The sequence below is a fragment of the Phocaeicola fibrisolvens genome (genome assembly GCF_025567125.1).
GTDB classification, from domain to species: Bacteria; Bacteroidota; Bacteroidia; order Bacteroidales; family Bacteroidaceae; genus Phocaeicola; species Phocaeicola fibrisolvens.
Genome location: NZ_JAOQJI010000039.1, coordinates 17,043 through 36,643, shown reverse-complemented (window position 1 = coordinate 36,643; position 19,601 = coordinate 17,043). Strand labels below are relative to the sequence as shown.

The 19,601-nt window shown below is 48.2% G+C and carries 14 protein-coding genes; 4 read left to right on the top strand and 10 right to left on the bottom strand.

Annotation, left to right across the window (positions count from 1 at the left end; all coding sequences use genetic code 11):
* Positions 1-283: 283 nt before the first annotated feature.
* Entirely contained in the window at positions 284-586 is a 303-nt protein-coding gene (locus OCV81_RS13640; protein ID WP_022354393.1) for a GNAT family N-acetyltransferase, read from the top strand.
* A 24-nt stretch (positions 587-610) separates the two neighbouring features.
* On the opposite strand, the gene OCV81_RS13635 is transcribed toward OCV81_RS13640, so the two are convergent.
* From OCV81_RS13635 to OCV81_RS13605, 7 genes are all read right to left on the bottom strand, one after another.
* Complete coding sequence (locus tag OCV81_RS13635) at positions 611-2,752, bottom strand: cation:proton antiporter (protein ID WP_148330552.1); 2,142 nt, start codon at positions 2,750-2,752, stop codon at positions 611-613.
* An 83-nt stretch (positions 2,753-2,835) separates the two neighbouring features.
* Positions 2,836-3,987 carry an AMP-binding protein gene (locus OCV81_RS13630; protein ID WP_148330550.1) on the bottom strand — a complete coding sequence of 384 codons (1,152 nt, stop codon included), beginning with the start codon at positions 3,985-3,987 and terminating at the stop codon, positions 2,836-2,838.
* A gap of 1 nt (position 3,988) precedes the next feature.
* Positions 3,989-5,047, bottom strand: a complete 1,059-nt coding sequence (locus OCV81_RS13625; protein ID WP_148330548.1) for an o-succinylbenzoate synthase — start codon at positions 5,045-5,047, stop codon at positions 3,989-3,991.
* A 91-nt stretch (positions 5,048-5,138) separates the two neighbouring features.
* On the bottom strand, positions 5,139-5,963 hold the full coding sequence (gene menB, locus OCV81_RS13620) for a 1,4-dihydroxy-2-naphthoyl-CoA synthase (RefSeq protein ID WP_022354397.1): 825 nt from the start codon (positions 5,961-5,963) through the stop codon (positions 5,139-5,141).
* Between the two features lie 8 nt (positions 5,964-5,971).
* Positions 5,972-7,633 (bottom strand): 2-succinyl-5-enolpyruvyl-6-hydroxy-3-cyclohexene-1-carboxylic-acid synthase, encoded by a 1,662-nt coding sequence (gene menD, locus OCV81_RS13615; RefSeq protein WP_148330546.1) that lies wholly within the window; start codon positions 7,631-7,633, stop codon positions 5,972-5,974.
* 16 nt (positions 7,634-7,649) lie between these two features.
* Positions 7,650-8,792, bottom strand: a complete 1,143-nt coding sequence (locus OCV81_RS13610) for an isochorismate synthase (protein ID WP_148330544.1) — start codon at positions 8,790-8,792, stop codon at positions 7,650-7,652.
* Positions 8,789-9,202, bottom strand: a complete 414-nt coding sequence (locus OCV81_RS13605; RefSeq protein WP_148330543.1) for a PaaI family thioesterase — start codon at positions 9,200-9,202, stop codon at positions 8,789-8,791. Before OCV81_RS13605 ends, OCV81_RS13610 begins: the two co-directional genes overlap by 4 nt.
* Before the next feature lie 249 nt (positions 9,203-9,451).
* Here OCV81_RS13605 and OCV81_RS13600 point away from each other — a divergent pair, with 249 nt between their 5' ends.
* The 3 genes from OCV81_RS13600 to OCV81_RS13590 all read left to right on the top strand — a co-directional run bounded on the left by OCV81_RS13600 (position 9,452) and on the right by OCV81_RS13590 (position 13,810).
* Positions 9,452-11,500 carry a tetratricopeptide repeat-containing sensor histidine kinase gene (locus OCV81_RS13600; protein WP_239464715.1) on the top strand — a complete coding sequence of 683 codons (2,049 nt, stop codon included), beginning with the start codon at positions 9,452-9,454 and terminating at the stop codon, positions 11,498-11,500.
* On the top strand, positions 11,497-12,255 hold the full coding sequence (locus OCV81_RS13595) for a LytR/AlgR family response regulator transcription factor (protein WP_022354402.1): 759 nt from the start codon (positions 11,497-11,499) through the stop codon (positions 12,253-12,255). The genes OCV81_RS13600 and OCV81_RS13595 overlap by 4 nt, the downstream gene beginning before the upstream one ends.
* A gap of 145 nt (positions 12,256-12,400) precedes the next feature.
* On the top strand, positions 12,401-13,810 hold the full coding sequence (locus tag OCV81_RS13590; RefSeq protein WP_148330541.1) for a DUF5723 family protein: 1,410 nt from the start codon (positions 12,401-12,403) through the stop codon (positions 13,808-13,810).
* 113 nt (positions 13,811-13,923) lie between these two features.
* On the opposite strand, the gene yfcE is transcribed toward OCV81_RS13590, so the two are convergent.
* From yfcE to OCV81_RS13575, 3 genes are all read right to left on the bottom strand, one after another.
* On the bottom strand, positions 13,924-14,463 hold the full coding sequence (yfcE, locus tag OCV81_RS13585; RefSeq protein WP_148330539.1) for a phosphodiesterase: 540 nt from the start codon (positions 14,461-14,463) through the stop codon (positions 13,924-13,926).
* Between the two features lie 170 nt (positions 14,464-14,633).
* The gene (nifJ, locus tag OCV81_RS13580) at positions 14,634-18,191 is read right to left on the bottom strand and encodes a pyruvate:ferredoxin (flavodoxin) oxidoreductase (RefSeq protein ID WP_148330536.1); all 3,558 of its coding nucleotides are present in this window, start codon (positions 18,189-18,191) and stop codon (positions 14,634-14,636) included.
* Between the two features lie 42 nt (positions 18,192-18,233).
* On the bottom strand, positions 18,234-19,412 hold the full coding sequence (locus OCV81_RS13575; protein ID WP_148330534.1) for an ATP-binding protein: 1,179 nt from the start codon (positions 19,410-19,412) through the stop codon (positions 18,234-18,236).
* Between the last annotated feature and the right edge of the window lie 189 nt (positions 19,413-19,601).

Genomic DNA, 19,601 nt, shown 5'->3' with positions numbered 1-19,601 from the left:
AGGATGGGATGAGAATTTCATGGAGAAACTTATTCTGGAAACAATTAACTTCCTTAATATCGGAGATTGATGCGTTTTCTCTGAACGTAAGGGGAAATTTTCCTCGACTCGTTCGTGCGGAGACCTCGTCACGTTCGTGACGAGAGGTTGACACGTTCGTGATGAGACCTTGACACGAACGTGACGAGGTATGTGGACCAAGGCGTTTGACAAAATTTGCAGAGATTGTTTGGTTGTCAGGCCGAAAAATTCTATCTTGTATCGGTATTAAAAACAGACAACGATGGAAATCAAGCATGATGAATCCCGGCAGGAGTTTTATGTGGAACTGGAAGGGCACCGGGCCCATGTGGCGTATCAGATTCACGACGAAGGATTGGACATACGGCATACCATTGTGCCGGAAGCGATTGGAGGAAGAGGCATAGCCTCGGCCTTGGTAAAAGCTGCCTACGATTATGCCCGTTGCAAAGGGTTGAAGGCAGTGGCCACTTGCTCGTACGCCGTCATTTGGCTGCAACGGCATCCGGAGTATCAGGGAGAAGTGGGTGAGGATTATGCCGGACAAGGAACCTGTGCCCTGTAAGGAAAGGGCACAGGCAGACTGTTTTCAGACGCGGTAAATTTTCTTTTTCTTGATGAAGAACAGCCACCGCAGGAAAGATGCGGTGAAGGTGTGGCTGAAGGAGTTGATTTCGTCCGTGCGGTCGTCAATGTCGTTCAGCAGTCTTTCTGCGTCTTTTTCAGACAACATACCGCTGTTGACCATCTGCCGCACGGTACGGCGTTCGTTGCTCAGCAGCATACGGATGGACTTGACGGTCAGTGCGTGACCGTATGCCTTCGGGAAATTTTCCGCCAGGTTGCCGATAAAGGTTCCCATACGGGTGATGTTGTCGTTAATCTCTGCGCGTAAGACTTCCAGTACGGGTTGCTGTTCACTGGTAACCCATTCGGACGACGTCAGGTCGTTCAGCAATTTCAGGCTTTCTTTCTGCAAGATGATGAATCCCCGCCCCAGATCATAGACCACCGTGATGCGTTCACGGAAATAGAAGGTCATCCAGTTCTGGAGGTAAGGAAGTCCCCGCAGATTGTTCAGCACATCGGTCCGTTGGCAGAACTTGAAGATGGAATGCCGCATGTTCAGCGGATACTTCCCGTCGTGGTCATACAGTTCGTCCAGTGAGTTCATCAGTCGCAGGAAGACCACTTTCGAGATAACCCCTTCTTCATAAATCTGACGGCAGACAGCCTTTTCCTTGTCCAGCACGCGCAGACGGATTTCCGGAAGCATGGCCTGGTTCTGCGGATTCTTGGCCGGTTCCTGCGGGCGGCTGGTCATGTAGCTTTCCACCTTGTTCCAGTTGGCCCCTTCCAAGGCGTCTCTCTTCTTCAAGCTTTCCAGGTATTTCTCGGAATTTTCGCGAACCGATTTTTCAATACGGTATTCCAGCATGGTACGAGCCGAGGGAATGTGTGTCAGTCCCAGTCGGTTCAGCAGTGCCCGCATGGTCGTGGCATTGATGCACAAGGTCAGGGTCACAATGCCGGCTGTGAAGAACAGCACCTGACTCCGGATATCCTCTGGAATGGCCGGGGTATAGGAGACCATCAGGGCCAGCGTCATGGCCAGTGCCCCTCGCAGTCCGCCCCAGGTGAGGATGACCGATTCCCGTTTGGTCAGTCCGTATCCCAACCGTTTCATCACCGGATAGAGCATCATAATCATGGCAAAGCGAATCAGGTTGAGGGCGACATAAAGGAGTAGGAGTATGCCGAGCGCACTCCAGGAGAAGTCCACTTTTTCCGCAATCACGATACCCACCAGAATAAAAATCAGCGTATTGGCGATATAAGTCAGCAGTTCCCAGAAATGTTCCATGAAGGTGTTCACCTGAGGCTTCAGCCGCGGTTTTCCCACGTAGGTCACGGTCAGCCCGAAGGCTACGAGGGCAATCACGCCCGACACACCGAGATAGTATTGCGAGAGGATAAACGTGAGATAAGCGGCCAGGATGATGACACTGTTCTGCACCATCTCTTCTGAATTGATGCGGGTGATGAACCAGATGACGACGCGTGCCAGAAAGAATCCCAGCAGGGTACTGATGCCCACTTCCTGAATGAAAGTGACGAGCGGAGAGGTATGGCTGGCTTCGCCCGACACGTAGGCTCCGAAGAAGAGCATGAAGCACACGATGCCTGTTCCGTCGTTCAGCAGGGATTCCGCATCTACGAGGGTGGAGAAACGTTTACTGGTTTTCAACTCGTGCAGCAGGGCCACGACGGCTACCGGGTCGGTGGCACTGATCAAGGCACCGAACATGAGGGCAAATGCCCAGGTCCATGATTCGAGCCCGGGAACAAACGTGGCGATACCCATAAGGAAAGCTCCTGTCAGCAGCATGCAGATGACGAGTCCCGGAGCAGCCAGCAGGGTGGCGTTGGCCAGGGTCTTCTTGAAGATATGCAGGTTGAGTTCGTAGGCCGCATCAAAAATCAGGATGGGCAGGAACAGGTAGAGAATCAGGTCGGGATTGATGTTGGCTACAGAATTGACGGCACTGTGCAGTTCCGGCATCGACTGGAACACTCCGGTGCGGTTCAGTACGCCGACAAGGATTCCGATGGCGAACAGTCCGACGGTGTAGGGAAGTCGGCTGTGCTTGAGCAAGGATTTCAGGATAGCCCCGATAATGAGTCCTCCGATGGTCAGCAGCAGAGGGGCAAGAAAGGTGTATTCTTCCATAGTTTGTTGTCCAATAAAAAATGAGCATTTGAATATTTAACAAAGTTAAAAAATCAAATGCTCATAAACAAGTGGTTTGCTTCTTATTTCTCCTTTTGTCTTGCGATTTCTTCGGCCATCCTGCGGGCAGTGGCCCGGTCGGGCTTGCCGGTTCCGGTTTGTGGCAACTGCCGGATGCGGAAGACTTGCTTGGGTCGCCAGTAGGGAGGAAGGGAATCGAATGCCTTCCTCAAGGCTGTTTCCGGGCAGGTGCCGTGCTCGTCTTCCAGCAGCAGTACGATGCGCTCCCCAAATTTAGGGTCGGCGACGGCAGATATTTGGAAAGGAGTTGCCAGAAAGGATTTCAGTGCATTTTCCACCTCTTCAATCTGTACCTTGACGCCTCCCGTGTTGAGCGTGTTGTCTTTCCGTCCCAAGATGCGGAACTGTCCTTGTGCATTGAATTCACAGATATCGTTAGTGGTCAGGATGTCCGGGCAGACAGCCGGGGCCTGAATGGTCAGGGTATTTTCCGCTGAAAGAGACAGTCTGACGTGTGGGAAAGGTGTGTACCAATCGGAGGCTTCCGGCCCGTTGAGGCGTCGCAAGGCAATGTGCGACAGGGTTTCCGTCATGCCATACGTGCTCCATACGGCGTGTGGAAATGACAGCAGTTGCTTTCCCAAAGACGCATCGATGGCTCCTCCGCCGATGATGAGGTGACGGATTTGCCGAAGGCGTTCTTTTTCTTCGGCCACTTGCAAGGTGTTGAATACCTGCATGGGAATCATGGCAGCGAAAACGGGAGCAGTGCTTGTCTGTGCCAGCGGATGTCCACTGGGAGTGACTGGCAGCAAGTTCAGTCCGGCCATCAGTGCACGGACCACTACCATCTTTCCGGCGATGTATTTCAGTGGCATGCAGAGTAGGGCCGTATCGCCGGGAGTCAATTCCAGAAAACTGACTGTCAGCATGGCGCTTTGCATCATGCGTTGTTTTTCTACCCGCAGCGGTTTGGGTGTTCCCGTCGAACCGGAAGTGTGTACCAGTACGGTGTCGTGGTCGTCAAACCATTCACTTAGGAAATCGGCCAGGGAGGCCTGGAAACTATCTGCTCCGTATCGGGCATAGAAGGTTTCCTGCAGGAGGCTGGGGCGTCCTTCCTGTCGGGCACGGGCCTCTGTAGCCGAATAGTCCACTCCTTCTATCCGGATGTGCTGACGGGCAATGTCGGTGATAAAGGTAGGATGGCTCATGTCAGGGACGATTCAGGAAAGTTAGAAAATCAGGTGTCTCTTCTTCCGGATGGAACCACAGGCAGTCACCCTCGATGTGCAGCGGATAGTCGAGGTTGTCGGTAAAGAGCAGGCCGGTACCGAGTCCCTGTGGCATGGTCGGGTGAAGCGTGGCACACCATTGGGCGATGGCGTTCAGGCCGATGTTCGATTCCAGCGCCGAAGTCACCCAGTAGCCGATACCCCTTTCCTGGGCCAGTGAAATCCATTCTTCTGCCCCTCGGATGCCTCCGTGGAGCGACGGTTTCAGGATGATGTATTGCGGGCGGATGGTATCCAGCAATTCTTTTTTCCGGCAGGTTTCGTTCACGCCAATCAGTTCCTCGTCCAATGCGATGGGGAAGGGAGAGGCGGCGCACAGTGTCTTCATCGCTTCCCATTGTCCGGCCCGTATGGGCTGTTCGATGGAATGAAGCTGGAATTCGTTCAGTTGTGTCAGTTTCCGCAGGGCATCTTCCGGTCGGAAGGCCCCGTTGGCATCTACACGGAGTTCGATGTCGGAAGCGGAAAAATGACGGCGGATGTGGGCCAGCAGTTCCAGTTCCCGTTCAAATTCGATAGCTCCGATTTTTACCTTGATGCACCGGAATCCGGCTTTCATCTTTTCTTCAATACGGCGGTACATCTCGTCAAAATTGCCCATCCAGATGAGTCCGTTGATGGGAATACCTTGTGTGCCTCGGCTGAAGGGAGTGTCCCAAAATCTCAGGCTATGGGCCTGCAGGTGGGCAAAGGCCGTTTCCAGTCCGAAAAGGATGGACGGATAGGGACGGAGTGCTTCGTAGTCGATGTGCCCGTCGGCTGCGGTCTTTTCACAGATTTCAGCCAGCAGACGAGGGTAGTCGGGCAGGTCGTCACAGCTCAGGGCAGGCAGAGGGGCACATTCACCTATACCATACTGTCCGGTTTCCGTGTCGGTGAGCAGCAGATACCAGACTTGCCGGGTGTGGTACACTCCGCGGGATGTGCCGGCAGGTTGTTTGAAATGGAGGGTACGCGGAAATATTTTCAATGAATACATGATACATTCTGTGAGGGATGAAACAATAATCGGACAGAAAGCAAAAGCAAGTTTCGCTTTCTGTCCGGTAGAAATTTGTGGGATGAATCAATCAGGGGAATTTAGGATACTTGCTCCAGTCGGGTTTCCGTTTTTCGAGGAATGCTTTTCCGCCTTCCTGTGCTTCGTCGGTCATGTAATAGAGCATGGTGGCGTCTCCGGCAAGTTCTTGGATACCAGCCTGTCCGTCCAGTTCCGCATTGAGTCCAGCCTTGATCATGCGCAGGGCCAGCGGGCTGTGCTGCATCATGGTTTCGGCCCATTCCACCACTTCATCTTCCAGCTGGTCGAAAGGCACCACTTTGTTCACCAGTCCCATTTCCAGTGCTTCCTGGGCAGAATACTGGCGGCAGAGGAACCAGATTTCGCGGGCTTTTTTCTGTCCCACAATCCGGGCCAGGTAAGAAGAACCGAAGCCGGCATCAAAGCTGCCCACACGAGGTCCTGTCTGTCCGAAGATGGCATTCTCGGAAGCGATGGTCAGGTCGCAGACCACGTGGAGCACATGTCCGCCCCCGATGGCATATCCGTTGACCATGGCAATAACCGGTTTCGGGATGGAGCGGATTTGTTTCTGTACGTCGAGCACGTTCAGGCGGGGTACGCCGTCGGTACCTACATAACCTCCGTGCCCTTTCACGTGCATGTCGCCGCCGGAGCAGAAGGCTTTGTCGCCGGCGCCTGTCAGTACCACCACGTTGATGTCCTGACACTCACGGCAGATGAGCAGGGCATCGCTGATTTCGGAAGTAGTGGTCGGGGTGAATGCATTTCTGTATCGCGGACGGTTGATGGTAATTTTGGCAATACCATGATAGAAATCAAACAGGATATCCTGGTATTCTTTGATGGTTTTCCATTCTCTGGGTTGTGACATAATGCTTGTTATTTTAAGTTGTGATAATACGTTTTCAGGTGTTCAATGTCCTTGTCTTTTTCCGTAAACACTTCCAGCAGCATCGGTTGTGAAGTGATGGAAGGCTGGGTGAATGTCTCGACGGCCTGGTCCAGCTCCTCGTCGTTATGGGCGGAGAGGTAGTGGAAGCCGCGGTCTTCGGCCCATGCTTTGGCCGAGGTGCGGTGCGTGGCCGTGATGAAACGGCGGCTGTTGTCCTGCATCTCCAGTCCCGGAAGGGCATGGAAGATTTCGCCTCCTTCGTTGTTGAGCAGGAGGATGCGTACGTTGCTTCCGTAGTTGGTGTTCCAAAGGGCATTCATGTCATAGAAGAAACTCAGGTCGCCGATAAAGATGAAATTGAGCTTATCGGAGGCCGTGGCATAACCAAGGGCCGTGGACAAGGAGCCTTCAATCCCGTTGGTACCCCGGTTGGACAAAACTTCCACTTCCTGAGGGAGCGGGAACAGTTGGGCATAGCGTACCGTCGAGCTGTTGGCCAGGTGGAGCGAGCAAGGTGTCGGCAGGTGCCCGATGACTTTTCCGATGGCACTCATCTCGGAGTAGGGAAATTCGGCCTGCGGAATCTGCTTGGACAAGGCTTCCCAAGCGCGCGGGTATTCCGGCGTACGGCTGTCCATCATCGGTGCAATCTTTTCCAAAAACTCAAACGGGTCCATCTCGATGACGGTAGTCAGAGAACCGAAAAGGTCGGCCACTTGTCCGTCGGGAGCTACGTGCCAGTGTTCTACCGGCGGATGGCGGCGAAGGAATTTCTTGAGCCGTTTGGAGATGATGTGTCCCCCGTAGGTGATGAGCAGTTCCGGACGCATTTTCTGCTGTGCCTCAAAATCCATGGAGCAGAGCAGCGGCTCAATGTTGCGGATGGGTTGTCCCGGAATGGTCTGGTTGCTGATGTTTTCGGTGAACCAGGCAAAATGCTTGTAGAGCATCTTGGTATATTTCTTGTCGAACAGGTAAATCAGGTTCATCTGTCCCACTACCACCATGCGTCGCTGGTAACGGTTCAGGCGGTCGATGAGCGGCTGGTAGTCCTTGTCGTACACGTTCAGTCCTTGGTAACGGGTAATGACCCGTGCTTCGGGAAGTTCCGTTACCGGGAGTTTGAAGAAGGGCTCACTGATGGGCACGTTGATATGTACAGGGCCTTTTCCATGGTGGTCGAGTTCCATGAGAGCCTCGTTGATGAGGCGGTTGCAGTACCATTCGTCTTCTTCCGTTTGTACTTCGGGCAAGTCGACCGATTTCTTGACCAGGCTGCCGAACACTCCCGGCTGGGGAAGCGTCTGCCCGTCCATCTGGCCAATCCATGCCGCAGGGCGGTCGGCCGAAATCACTACAAGAGGAATTTGCTGGTAGAAGGCTTCGGCCACGGCCGGGTGAATATTCAGCAGGGCCGTACCCGATGTGCAGCAGATTGCCGCTGGTTGGCCTCCGTTCAGTGCCAGTCCCAAGGCAAAGAACCCCGCACTACGCTCATCCGTCACCGGATAGCAGGTAAACTCCGGAATGTTGACCAAGGTTTGTACGATGGGAATGTTCCGGCTTCCGGGGCATAACACAATCTTCTGTATGCGGTGAGCTTTCAGCAGGGCTACGAGCTGCAGGATATTTTTTTTGTCTGTATACATGATTCTTTTAGATACTTTAGATTGACAGGATATTTCGCATGGTATTCATTTTCTGCTGCGTTTCTTCCCATTCGGAATCGGCCGTGGAGTCGGGCAGGATACCGCCTCCGGCATAAAGGGTGGCTGTATTTCCTTCCACGTGCATGCAGCGCAGATTGACATAGAGGGTGGTATCGCCTTGCGGGTCAATCCATCCGATGATGCCGGCATAGAAGAGACGGTCGTGCGGCTCTGTTTGCAGAATGAACTGATAGGCTTCTTCCTTCGGGAGTCCGCAGACGGCGGGAGTGGGATGCAGTTCTTGCAGCACATCGCCCAGATGGTCTGTGTCCTTTAGTGTAAAGTGAAAATCGGTCTTTAAGTGTACCAGCTGGCCGGCGCGGGCAGTGTAGGGCCCTTTTTCGGTCAGCTTGCTGCCGAATTTCTTGACGGTCTTACGGATATATTCTCCCACAAAAGCTTGCTCTTCCTTGTTCTTTTTGCTCCATTCCGTGGGCATGACTTCTCCCTGCATGGGCATGGTGCCTGCCAGGGCCACGGTGTGCCATTCCTTCTCGTGTCCGCTGAGGATGATTTCGGGCGTACTGCCTATCCACGTACCGGTGGAAGGAGTGTGGCACAAGGAAATCATCATGCGCGGATAACTGTTGCAGGCTTGGATGAACGTAGCCAGTGGAGAAAACGTTTCGTGCAATGGCTGGACCGTACTTCTGGAAAGCACCAGTTTGCGGAACTGCTTTTCTTTCAGCGGCAGGATAAAGCGGCTGAATGTTTCAGTATAAATTTCTTTTTCGTCTCTTTCAGAAGAACCTTGTGCCTCAGGCAGTCTGTCCTGACGGAAAGGAACGCATGAATTCGCAGGTTGCGGATGACGTGCCATCCATTTTTGCAAGGCCAGTTTGATTTCCTCCCAGTCGTGAGCGACAATAGCCGGACGAATGAGTACTGCCGGACGGGAAGTTGTCAGCTGAAACGGGGCCAGAAGGAAGCCTTTCTTCTGATTCAGTTCTTCCAGACGGTCAAGGCTGACGGGTTCTCCTTCTTCCTGCATGACGAGAATCGGTTCGTCGGTCCAGGGAAGGCGATACAAGGCAAAGCAGACATCACGTTGTGTAAACGAGTCGATGAGCTGGTGATAAATCGTTTCCGGTGTTTTCATGGACGTTTCTTGACTATTTGGTTGACGATGCGTGCGGTAGAAATCAGTTTCCCTTCCTGGTTGGTAATATCTACGTTCCACAGGTGGGTGGTACGTCCCCGGTGAATCAGCTGTCCCGTGGCGATGACAGATTCTCCTTTGGGAACCATGCTGAGATGGCTGGCACTGACCTGGATGCCGCAAGGCATTTCTCCGGGGCTGCACAGCGGAATGGAGCCATGTCCGGCTACGATTTCAGCCAGTGCCAGGGAGGCTCCGCCGTTGAGTATGCCGAACGGCTGGCAAGTCCTTTCGTCTACGGGCATCTGGGCTTTGACATATCCTTCTTTCATTTCGAGGAACTGGATGCCCAGATGGGCTCCCATGGAGTGGCCCAAATCGGGCAGTTCGTAAGAAGTTTGATCGTTCATGGAGTGTTCAGTTTCTTGTTATAGTTGCAAATGTACACATTTCCCCTCAAATCGTAGGTGATTCGGTGTAAGAATTAAATCGGCGGGTAAGATAGTGGGACAATACAATTGCAGGTGGTTGGGCAAGAAGAAGTCTATAGGCGCTATTGTTGTCAAACTTTATTTATGGCTTATACGAAAAATTTAAACTTTTTTTGTCGTAATGGATAGTTTTCCGTATTTTTGTCACTATTAAAAAGAGGTATAAACATGAAATTAAATATTAGGCGAAATGATATAGCAGGTATTTGGGTTGGTATTTTCATGTTGTCCGTAGTGGTGGGATGCACAAATAAGGGTACACGAAGCGACGCAGGCTCTTTTGAAAAGTTTTACCAGCATTTGGAGCAGATTTCAGCAGATTCTCCGGAGCAGGTTAGTCAGACGATAGACAGCGTGATGCCTTCGTTTAAGGACAGTGTGATGTACTATCGTTTGCTCTTGCTGAAGGTGCGGACCTGTTTCCTGACTTTTAATTTGGATTCAGCTTCTATTTACTTGGACAGAGTGCTTTCTTTCTGTGAAAGAAACAAGGAGGACAATCATGTGTATCCATTGTATGCCTTTGCTTATAATGCCCGTGGAAATATATATGTGCGTACTTCGCAGGTAGATTCGGCCTGCAGTTGTTTTCAGAAAGCTTTTGAATATGCCAGTCGGGGAGGAAAAAGGGAGTCTTTGCCGGATATTTGCCTGAACCAGGCAGACGCGTATGTGAAGCAGGGGCGTTATGATTTGGGCTCATTGTGGTATAACCGTGCCTTGTCGATTGCCGATTCTCTGAATATGCCTGAGGCTCAGCGCTTTCCAGCCTACTATGGTCTGGCACAGGTAAATATGGAGTTGCGGGATTTTGCCGCATGTGATTATTACTACGATTTGGCTTCCCGTTATTATGAGGAAATGCGTCCTTTTGAAAAGCATATTTATTTGAATAACCGGGGAAATTCCTATTATTACCGGCAAGACTATGAAACGGCCTTGACGTATTTCCGTCGTTCGCTGGCGGTGGTCAACCAGTATCCGGATATGACTTTTGAACGGAACCTGACGATGATTAATCTGGGAGAGGTCTTCCTTTTGTTGAATCAGACAGACTCGGCCTCTTATTATTTGGAGAATTGCCGGGGATTCTTTGCGTCCATTCACCATGCCACGGCGTTGTATTGTATTGACACGCAGCTCATGGAACTGGCATTGAAAGAGGGAAATGTGGCGCTGGCCAAAGAGCGTTTGAAGCATGCCGTGAAATACAAGGATGTGGAGCCGAACATGATTCATGTGCGCAACCGTTATCTGCAGCGTTATTATGAAAAAGTGGGTGATTATAAAAATGCATACTATTACCTGGAAAGAAACCGGGAGATAGACGACTCTATACGTAATGAGAAAGTGAAGATGCGTGCAGCCGAAATCGCGTTGAAGTATTCTCAAGACAGCACGTTGATGAAAAAGGAGATTTCTATCCGGGAAAAAGAAAATCAGGTGCTTCATTTGCATCAGTGGTTGTATGCCATTGTGGGAGGAGCTTTTTTGTTGATTGCGGTGTCACTGGTGATTATATTGTACAGAAAACGGCAGCGAGACCGGGAACAGTGGCGTTTGCAGACGGCAATCACTTCCTTGCGTCTGGAAAATGTGCGTAACCGGATTTCTCCACATTTCATTTTCAATGTATTGAACCGTGAAATGAATTTGCATAAAGATGAAGAGGAAAGCAAGAACCTGATTGGTTTGACCAAGCTGCTTCGCCGTAACTTGGAACTGACGGAATGTTTGTCTGTGTCGTTGGCCGATGAACTGGATTTCGTCAATACGTATGTGGCCTTGGAGGAAAAATCATTAGGAGATGATTTTCAGTATCAGTTGGATTTGGATGAAGGGATTGATTTGAAAAGTATACAGGTGCCTTCTATGTTATTGCAGATTCCTGTGGAAAACGCCATCAAGCATGGATTGAGGCTGAAGGAAGGTTTTCGTCTGTTATACATACGGGTACGTCGGTTAGCCGACCAGGTGGAAATGGTCGTTTGTGACAATGGAGGAGGATACCGTGCCACGAGTGTCAATCATGGAACAGGAACTGGAATGAAGGTGATTACGCAGACTATCCAGTTGCTGAATATGTATAATTCACGTCCCATTGTCATGAAAATCAGTAATGTTCCCATTGGCGAAAGAAAGGAAATGGGATGTGAGGTACGCTTTATCGTTCCTCTGAATTATTCGTATCAATTAAAGAAAACTAGGAAACCATGAGTGATAAGATCAGAGCCGTCATCGTAGATGACGAAGAAACAGCTATTGATAATCTTTGTTTTGAGCTGAAGAAATATCAGTGGATTTCAGTGGAAGGGGTGGCCCGGAATGGAAAGGCAGGAATCCGTTTGATTGAGAAGGAGCATCCCGACTTGTTGTTTCTGGATGTGGAGCTTCCGGATATGCTGGGGATGGATGTGGCAATCAAGGTGCATGAAATGCAGAATTGGAATATGCATATTATTTTCTATACGGCATACAATAAGTATCTGATAGATGCGCTGCGGAATTATGCCTTTGATTTTCTTTTGAAGCCGGTGGATCCCCAAGAATTGGCTGTGGCTTTGGAGCGGTTGCAGACGGCAGACGGAGAAAAGGATTCGAATAACTTCCTGTCTGACATGAATCGAGGCGGTGAAAAGTCTTTTATGGTCGTGACTCCGATGGGAGACTTGCGGGTTCTTCGGGTGTCGGATATCGGTTATTTCCGGTATGTGTCCGACCGGAAAATATGGGAGGTGGCTTTGACAAATGGTTCTTTTATTCCCTTGAAGCGGAATACGAGGGCGGAAAACTTGTGCGCTTACGATCCGGCTTTTGTGCAGATTCACCAGTCGTATATCATTAATATGAACTACTTACTCATGGTACAGGGGGGACAATGTATCATGTATCCTCCATTTAACAATGTAGAAGAACTTTTAGTGTCCAAAAAGTACCGGAAAGAGATGATGGAGCGTTTCTGCCAATTATAATTTCACTATTTTTTGTCTGCTTAGTCACGAAATCTTATGTCTTAGTCGTAAATTTTCTCGTTTTAGTGTATCGTGTAGTGCTTCTTGCTTTTTATGTAATATAAAGATTCTTATTTTTGCATTAAATTTAATAAAGCAAGATAGTATGAAAAGATTTGGATGTAAAGTTTTGCTTCTGTTGGGAGGCATGTTTGTATTGGGGGGAACTGCACAGGCTCAATATTTGCGTTCTTCTTATTTTATGGAAGGCACAAGTGCACGTTTGCAATTGAACCCGGGTTTGCAGCCTACAAGGGGGTATTTTAATATTCCAGTGATTGGTTCTCTGAATGTATCAGCTTCTTCTAATGTACTGGGAACAAGTGATATTATTGATGTGCTGGACTCAAAAAACAGCTTGTATTCCAATGATAAACTTTTTGACAAACTTTTGCAGTCTGATAACCGTCTGAACGTAAACTTGAATACGGATATCTTGTCATTCGGTTGGTATAGAGGTAAAGGCTTCTGGACTTTCAATGTTGGATTGCGTACGGATATCGGCGCTTCACTGGCGAAGGATATGTTCTCTATGATGCGTAACATGAAAGGATTTGCTCTTGAAGACATGGCTGGTACAACTGCAAACTATGATTTGTCGAATCAGTCGGTCAATGTGAAAGCTTATGCGGAAGTAGGATTGGGATATTCTCGTCGTATCACAGAAAAATTGACTGTCGGTGCCCGTGTGAAAGTGTTGTTGGGATTGGCTCGTGCAGAGGTAAATATTAATAAGTTTAATGTAGATTTGGATTTGCCAAACCTGAATGCGACAGGTGGTGAAGTATCTCCGTCTGACTGGTATGGAAAAGGATACTCTTATACCGCAGATGCCAATGTGCTTACTACTTTGAAAGGTGGCGGTATGACTTTCAATGAAGATGGCAAGATTAATAAATTCGACATGAAGCTGGAAGACATGGGTATCTCTGGAACCGGTTTTGGTATCGATTTGGGTGCAAGCTATAAAATATGGGATAACTTGACGGTATCTGCTTCTGTGCTTGATTTAGGGTTCTTGAACTGGAAAGAAAGTGAAACAACAGTAGCTACTGCGACAGGCAATGAGAATGTGACCATTGATGAGAATAACTACGACAGATACATTGGAGGTGACTTCTTGTCTGTGGAACGTTTCGACTTCAAGAAGGGTTCAACTGAGAATGTGAAGAATAAGACCCGTTTGTATTCCACTGTCCTGATAGCTGGCGAATATGGTTTGCTCAATAATAAGTTGAGTGTGGGAGCAATGTATACGGCACGTTTTGTAGAGCCTAAGACATTGAATGAACTTACCTTCTCTGCTACGTTGCGTCCGGCAAACTGGTTGAATGCGGCCATTAGTTATTCTCCAATTTTGGCTTCTGGAAAATCAATAGGAGTAGCTGTGAAACTTGGACCGTTGTTTGTCGGTACTGACTATATGTTCTTGGGACGCAATTCAAAGACTGTGAATGGTTTTGTCGGCATTTCTCTCCCGTTGGGTGGAAAGCCGAGTGCATCCTCTGAAAATTAATCAAAGTTCTATATCTATTACTTTTATAAGTCGAAAAATAAAGGCTGCTCCTGAATCGTAGTGTATAGTGAGGTTGAATTACGATTGAGGGCAGCCTTTTTCTTATGCTTTTTTCAAGCAGTCAGTTCTTTTAGAATTTCTCCATTCAGGTGGTGGAGGGTGATTTTGCCGTTGGCATAGGTTGCAAACGTGGGTACGTTTCCACCCTTAGGGAAGGTGATGGAGCCTGTATTGCACACAATACCTTCGTTTGTCTGTTCAAGTTTCCACAAGTGTGTATGTCCGTAGAACAGAATGTCTTGTTTGCCTTTGGGGCGTTTTTCTTCGTTATAAATGTGTCCGTGAGTAAGGAACAGTTTCTTTCCTTCATCCACAATCAGTGCATAATCCGACAGGATAGGAAAATCCAGCAGCATCTGGTCAACTTCTGAATCGCAATTGCCGCGTATGGCAATGATTTCGGAGGCCATCTCGTTCAATTTTTCTGCAATTGCTTTGGGGTTCAGTCCTTCCGGTAGTCCGTTGCGGGGACCGTAATTCAGAATATCTCCCAAAATGCAGAGCATGTCGTAATGGTGTTCCTTGTAAAAGGCCAATACTTGTTCCAATGCTGGTAATGAGCCATGTATGTCGGATACAATTAAATATCTCATAAATACTTTGTTTGTTAATGTGAATTCTTTCAGCAAACTTAAGGAATATTTGTTATTGTCTGATTCCTTTTTTAGTTAAAAACATTTTCTGTGGCAGGAGGATTAAAAAAAGAACGGCCACCTTATGCAGGCAGCCGTCTTTTCTATTATTAAAAAAGCAAGATTATAATTTATTCAGCTTTTTCTTCGCTCCAGTCCATTGCAGCCATACGTTTGTATGAATCGTAACGTTTCTTAGCCATCTTCTCGCAAGCGTCGAACAAGTCAGCTGCTTCAGACGGATACTGTTTCATTACAGATGCAAAACGAACTTCGCCCTTCAGGTAATCCTGGAATTTGTCCCAAGCCGGTTCTTTAGAGTCGAGTGAGAACGGGTTCTTACCTTCGTCTTCCAATGTCGGGTTGAAACGCCACAAGTGCCAGTAACCACATTCTACAGCCTTAGCTTCTTCAGCCTGAGATTTACCCATACCGGCTTTCAAACCGTGGTTGATACATGGAGCGTATGCGATAACCAATGACGGTCCAGGATATGCTTCAGCTTCGCGGATAGCTTTCAAAGTCTGAGCCTGGTCAGCACCCATTGCAATCTGAGCTACGTATACATAACCGTAAGTAGTGGCAATCAGACCCAGGTCTTTCTTACGTACACGCTTACCAGAAGCAGCAAATTTAGCGATAGCACCCAGCGGAGTAGCCTTAGAAGACTGACCACCTGTGTTAGAGTAAACTTCTGTATCCAGTACGAGGATGTTTACATCTTCGCCAGAAGCGATGACGTGATCCAAACCTCCGTAACCGATATCGTAAGAAGCACCATCACCACCGATAATCCACTGTGAACGTTTGATCAGGTAGTCTTTGAATTCAGCGATAGTAGCGCAGTAGCCACATTTATCTTTTGCAGCTTCTACCATCGGGATGATCTTTTCAGCTGCAGCTTTACTCTTGTCTGCATCGTTGCGACCATCAATCCATTCCTGGAATGCTTCCTTGTATTCAGCCGGAGTACCTTCAGCAGCGATTGCAGCTTTCATCGCGTCTTCGATGCGGTTACGCAGCTTCTTGTTAGCCAATTCCATACCCAAACCGAATTCGCAGAAGTCTTCGAACAATGAGTTAGCCCAAGCAGGACCCTGACCCTTTTCGTTGGTAGTGTACGGAGTTGAAGGAACAGAACCAGAGTAGATAGAAGAACATCCCGTAGCGTTGGCTACCATTTCACGGTCACCGAACAACTGAGAAATCAGTTTCACGTACGGAGTTTCACCACAACCAGAGCAAGCTCCTGAGAACTCGAACAACGGAGTAGCGAACTGAGAGTTCTTCACGTTAGCTTTGATGTCTACCAAGTGCTGTTTAGACTTCACGTTTTCAGCACAGTAAGTCCAATTGGCAGCTTCAGGCAGCTGGCTTTCCAGATGTTTCATTGTCAAAGCCTTGCCACCCTTCTTCGGGTTACCCGGACATACATCGGCACAGTTACCGCAACCCAGACAGTCGAGTACATCTACCTGTACGCGGAATGTCATACCGTCGAACTGTTTGCCGACAGCCTTCAACATCGGGAAGTTTGCACCCTTCTGTTCTTCTGCATCGAGAACGAACGGACGGATAGCAGCGTGAGGACAAACGTATGCACACTTGTTACACTGGATACAGTTTTCAGGATTCCATTCTGGAACGAATGCAGCTACACCACGTTTTTCGTATTTAGCTGTTCCCTGATGCCATGTACCGTCTTCGATGCCCTTGAATGCAGATACCGGCAGCAAGTCACCATCCTGAGCGTTGATCGGACGAACTACTTCGTTGATGAATGCAGGATCGTTGTTGGCAGCAGCGCCTTCTACTTCCAGGTTAGCCCAAGCCGGGTCTACAGTCAGCTGTTTGTATTCACCACCACGGTCAACGGCAGCATAGTTCTTGTTGACTACGTCTTCACCCTTCTTACCGTAAGACTTCACGATGAATTTCTTCATCTGTTCAACCGCCAAGTCTACAGGGATAACGCCTGTGATACGGAAGAATGCAGACTGCAGGATAGTGTTGGTACGGTTGCCCAAACCGATTTCCTGAGCAATCTGAGTAGCGTTGATATAGTAAACAGTGATGTTGTTTTCTGCGAAATATTTCTTCACCTTGTTCGGCAGGTTCTTAGCCAGTTCTTCACCTTCCCAGATAGTGTTCAACAGGAAAGTACCGTTCTTGCGCAGACCACGAGTTACATCGTACATGTGCAGGTAAGCCTGAACGTGGCAAGCAACGAAGTTCGGAGTAGTTACCAGGTAAGTAGAGTGAATCGGGTGATTACCGAAACGCAGGTGAGAGCAAGTGAAACCACCAGATTTCTTAGAGTCGTAAGAGAAGTAAGCCTGGCAGTATTTATCAGTGTTGTCACCGATGATTTTTACAGAGTTCTTGTTAGCACCTACAGTACCATCAGCACCCAAACCATAGAACTTAGCTTCGAATACGCCTTCTGCACCGAGAGCGATTTCTTCTTTCTGAGGCAGAGAAGTGAAAGTCACGTCATCCACAATACCGATAGTGAAGTGGTCTTTCGGCATCGGGAGTTCCAGGTTTTCGTATACTGACAGAATCTGAGCCGGAGTAGTATCCTTTGAACCCAGACCGTAACGGCCGCCTACGATCAACGGAGCGTTTTCCTGTCCGTAGAATACGTCTTTTACATCCAGATACAACGGTTCGCCGTTTGCACCCGGTTCTTTTGTACGGTCAAGTACAGCGATACGTTTTACAGTCTTAGGCACCTTAGCCAGGAAGTGCTTAGCTGAGAACGGACGATACAAGTGAACAGCCACCAAACCCACTTTCTTGCCCTGAGCAGTCAGGTAGTCGATAGCTTCACGAGTAGCTTCTGTTACAGAACCCATGGCGATGATGATGTTTTCTGCATCTTCTGCACCATAATAGTCGAACAGACCGTAGTTACGTCCTGTAATCTTGTTGATTTCATTCATATATTCTTCTACGATTGCAGGAACTGCATCATAGAACGGATTGCCTGATTCTCTGTGCTGGAAGAAGTGATCCGGGTTTTCAGCCATACCGCGAGCAACCGGTTTGTTAGGGCTAAGTGCGCGTTCACGGAATTCAGCCAAAGCTTTCTGGTCGATAAGCGGAGCCAAGTCTTCGTTGTCCAGTTTTTCAATCTTCTGGATTTCGTGAGAAGTACGGAAACCGTCGAAGAAGTTAACGAACGGTACACGTGATTTAATTGTAGACAAGTGAGCTACACCGGCCAAATCCATAACTTCCTGTACAGAACCTTCGCACAGCATAGCGAAGCCAGTCTGGCGGCAAGACATCACATCTTGGTGGTCACCGAAGATACACAGTGCGTGAGAAGCCAGTGTACGTGCAGAAACATGGAATACGCAGGGCAAGAATTCACCTGCGATTTTGTACATATTAGGGATCATCAGCAGAAGACCCTGAGAAGCAGTATAAGTAGTTGTCAATGCACCAGCCTGAAGAGAACCGTGTACTGCACCGGCAGCACCACCTTCAGATTGCATTTCCTGAACCAATACAGTTTCGCCGAAGATGTTTTTACGACCTGCGGCAGCCCATTCATCTACATGTTCAGCCATTGTAGATGACGGAGTGATAGGGTAGATAGCAGCTACTTCCGTAAACATGTACGAAATATGAGCAGCAGCTTCGTTACCATCACAAGTGATGAATTTTTTTTGTTTAGTCATACAATTACTAATTAAATATTGAGTAATACAATCATGTTGTTATCAGTATAAAAAGCCAAATAGCCACAAGGGTATCTGGTCGCCGTGTCCTATTTCCATTTTGTGCATGGCATAATAAATGTTCGGGTTGCTCTTGCATTTGCATCCTTCTGCACAAATCCGGAAGTGGAGTGTATTGTCAACCAAAAAAGAGGTACCTTTTTCTCCTTTGTTCACTTTATGGTCTTTCCACAGCGTGTTGACAAAGAAAGTTTCCAGTACATCCTGCTCTTCTACCTTTACCGGATAGATACTGTACATCAGGTTCGTGTTGTGCATCATGATTTTAGCCGGCTTTTTGGGGAAGTTTTCCCCTTTGGGGTAAACCATGTTGATGAGTCTCGAATCTGCCAGGTATTTAATGTAGTTCATGACCGTAGCACGCGAGGTTTGTATCTCGCTGGCCAGTTGGCTGACATTCGGTGCAACCGGTCCGTCTACTGCTAGCAAATATAGTAATTTTTTGATTTTGGACAGATATTTCAGTTCAATTTGTTTAATCAATAGAATATCTACTTCAATCATCATGTTCATGGTTTTCAGCAGATTCTCCGAGAAGTTCCTTTTCTCCAGGAAGAAGGGGTAGAAACCATGATGAATGTAGTCCTGGAAATAGTTGAGCGGATTGATGTGAGGCAAAATGGTTTTCACGATGTGCTCGTGGTTGTGCAGGATTTCCTCCAGGGTATAGGAAGAAAAATGATTCCCCGTCTGCAGGTTCAGAAATTCGCGAAAAGAAAATCCTCTCAGGTTGTAGGATTTGACGATTCCGTTCAATTCCGGATTTTCGTCTTTCAGTCGCATGACGGAAGAACCGGTAAATACAATCTTGAGTTGCGGATACTGTTCATAACACGTACGCAAATCGTGACTCCAGTCTGGAAGTTTAAAGACCTGATCGATGAGCAGGACTTTTCCTCCCCGTTTCACAAACTCTCCAGCGAAATCTACCAGACTGTATTTGGAAAAATAGAAATTATTCATGTTTACGAACAGGCAGGAACGGTTTGTCCCGAATTTTTCTTTTGCATATTGTAAAAGAAAGGTGGTTTTTCCTACTCCCCTTGTTCCCTTGATACCTATCAGTCGGTCGTTCCAGTCAATCTCATCCATAAGGTCACGGCGGACAGGGGCATTGGTATGTTCCACCAAATAGCTGTGTGTTCTGTAAAATGCTTCCATGAATTCTGTTTCTACGCTGCAAATATACGAATACTTCATTATATTGCAAACTGGAGTTGTCAAAAAAACGTTTTTCTCTCATGTTTTTTTGAGAGGATACAATCGGTTTTCAGGTAAAACTTTGGGGGAGTTGAGGGATAAAAAAACTCTTTCGCCGTTTTACCAGAGGCCTGGAGTAAACGACGAAAG

Bases quoted from the DNA above. Each gene is read 5' to 3' on its own strand.
- OCV81_RS13635 (WP_148330552.1), bottom strand. From the start codon at position 2,752: ATGGAAGAATACACCTTTCTTGCCCCTCTGCTGCTGACCATCGGAGGA.
- OCV81_RS13595 (WP_022354402.1), top strand. From the start codon at position 11,497: ATGAGTGATAAGATCAGAGCCGTCATCGTAGATGACGAAGAAACAGCT.
- OCV81_RS13640 (WP_022354393.1), top strand. From the start codon at position 284: ATGGAAATCAAGCATGATGAATCCCGGCAGGAGTTTTATGTGGAACTG.
- OCV81_RS13590 (WP_148330541.1), top strand. From the start codon at position 12,401: ATGAAAAGATTTGGATGTAAAGTTTTGCTTCTGTTGGGAGGCATGTTT.
- OCV81_RS13630 (WP_148330550.1), bottom strand. From the start codon at position 3,987: ATGAGCCATCCTACCTTTATCACCGACATTGCCCGTCAGCACATCCGG.
- OCV81_RS13625 (WP_148330548.1), bottom strand. From the start codon at position 5,047: ATGTATTCATTGAAAATATTTCCGCGTACCCTCCATTTCAAACAACCT.
- menB (WP_022354397.1), bottom strand. From the start codon at position 5,963: ATGTCACAACCCAGAGAATGGAAAACCATCAAAGAATACCAGGATATC.
- nifJ (WP_148330536.1), bottom strand. From the start codon at position 18,191: ATGACTAAACAAAAAAAATTCATCACTTGTGATGGTAACGAAGCTGCT.
- OCV81_RS13575 (WP_148330534.1), bottom strand. From the start codon at position 19,412: ATGGAAGCATTTTACAGAACACACAGCTATTTGGTGGAACATACCAAT.
- OCV81_RS13605 (WP_148330543.1), bottom strand. From the start codon at position 9,202: ATGAACGATCAAACTTCTTACGAACTGCCCGATTTGGGCCACTCCATG.
- yfcE (WP_148330539.1), bottom strand. From the start codon at position 14,463: ATGAGATATTTAATTGTATCCGACATACATGGCTCATTACCAGCATTG.
- menD (WP_148330546.1), bottom strand. From the start codon at position 7,633: ATGTATACAGACAAAAAAAATATCCTGCAGCTCGTAGCCCTGCTGAAA.
- OCV81_RS13610 (WP_148330544.1), bottom strand. From the start codon at position 8,792: ATGAAAACACCGGAAACGATTTATCACCAGCTCATCGACTCGTTTACA.
- OCV81_RS13600 (WP_239464715.1), top strand. From the start codon at position 9,452: ATGAAATTAAATATTAGGCGAAATGATATAGCAGGTATTTGGGTTGGT.